Here is a 1,037-nt window from a genome sequence, read left to right as displayed (position 1 = left end):
AGTTAGCGTTTAATAATAAAGAGTTATTAAACGGTGATCTTCCTACAAAGGACTTTCACCTCATAAGTCAATGCCCATGCCGGGCGTACACAAGTCAATTTAACAAGGACTAAAAACAGCGGGCTCACTCGCTTCGCTCGACTTTAGCCCACAATTTTTAGCCTGTTAATATGGGCGTTAGCCGTATAGTTGTAACCTCGAGTTTATGTGATACTATAGTGATACATTATTTAATTCTATATAGGTTTTATTATGAGAGTTGAACTCGTAACAACACTTAAACGTCAAGCGACTAAAATTTTAGCTGATCTCCATATTTCCAAAGAACCTGTGTTAATTACTGAGCATGGGCAACCATCTGCTTATTTAGTTGATGTTGATGATTATGAGTTTATGCAACAGCGAATGGCTATTCTTGAAGGTGTAGCACGCGGTGAGCAAGCAATTAAAAATGGTAATACATTTTCAAATCAAGATGCAAAAGATAAAATGAGCAAATGGCTGAAGTAATATGGACATCACCCGCTCTTGATGATTTAAATGATATAGCTGAGTACATTGCTTTAAGTAATTTTCCTGCGGCTAAAAAGTTGGTTCAAAAAGTATTCGATAAAATATCAAGGTTAGAAAACCACCCTGAGTCTGGCAAAAGGCCACAGGAGTTAGTTAACTTAAATTATCGAGAAGTTAATGTTAATCCCTGTCGTATTTTTTATAAAGTTGATAGTGATAAAGTTTATATTTTGCATGTCATGCGGCAAGAACGAGATCTACGTAGGTTTCTTATACAGAGCTAAATACGACTAATAAACAAAAGGATAGGTAGCACGCAGCCGCGACTTAATCCTGTTGTTGGACAAGCCCTGCTTCTATAGTAAATAAATTGAATTAACTTTAAGGCGGGAGAATTCGCTGGCACATAAACTATTTTTTTTGGCCGAGCGAGATTAAGCATTACAGTGCTTATTTTTAATAATTAACCTGAATTCTGGATAAGAAGTGAACTTATTGCCCACCTAGCGATCAGATCTTTCGAC

2 protein-coding genes are annotated in these 1,037 nt (G+C 36.5%); both read left to right on the top strand.

All coding sequences use genetic code 11. The annotated features are described in order from the left end of the window. Positions 1 to 252 precede the first annotated feature (252 nt). Positions 253 to 510 (top strand): type II toxin-antitoxin system Phd/YefM family antitoxin, encoded by a 258-nt coding sequence (locus tag BM088_RS26945; protein ID WP_091992035.1) that lies wholly within the window; start codon positions 253 to 255, stop codon positions 508 to 510. Continuing rightward, positions 498 to 797 carry a type II toxin-antitoxin system RelE/ParE family toxin gene (locus BM088_RS26940; protein ID WP_091992033.1) on the top strand — a complete coding sequence of 100 codons (300 nt, stop codon included), beginning with the start codon at positions 498 to 500 and terminating at the stop codon, positions 795 to 797. The genes BM088_RS26945 and BM088_RS26940 overlap by 13 nt, the downstream gene beginning before the upstream one ends. Positions 798 to 1,037 lie beyond the last annotated feature (240 nt).

The sequence above is a fragment of the Pseudoalteromonas denitrificans DSM 6059 genome, from assembly GCF_900112265.1.
GTDB classification, from domain to species: Bacteria; Pseudomonadota; Gammaproteobacteria; order Enterobacterales; family Alteromonadaceae; genus Pseudoalteromonas; species Pseudoalteromonas denitrificans.
Note: the sequence above shows the minus strand (reverse complement) of the source record. Positions and strands in the feature narration are given on the sequence as shown.

Coding starts and splice junctions, on each gene's coding strand:
- BM088_RS26945 (WP_091992035.1), top strand. CDS start 253: ATGAGAGTTGAACTCGTAACAACACTTAAACGTCAAGCGACTAAAATT.
- BM088_RS26940 (WP_091992033.1), top strand. CDS start 498: ATGGCTGAAGTAATATGGACATCACCCGCTCTTGATGATTTAAATGAT.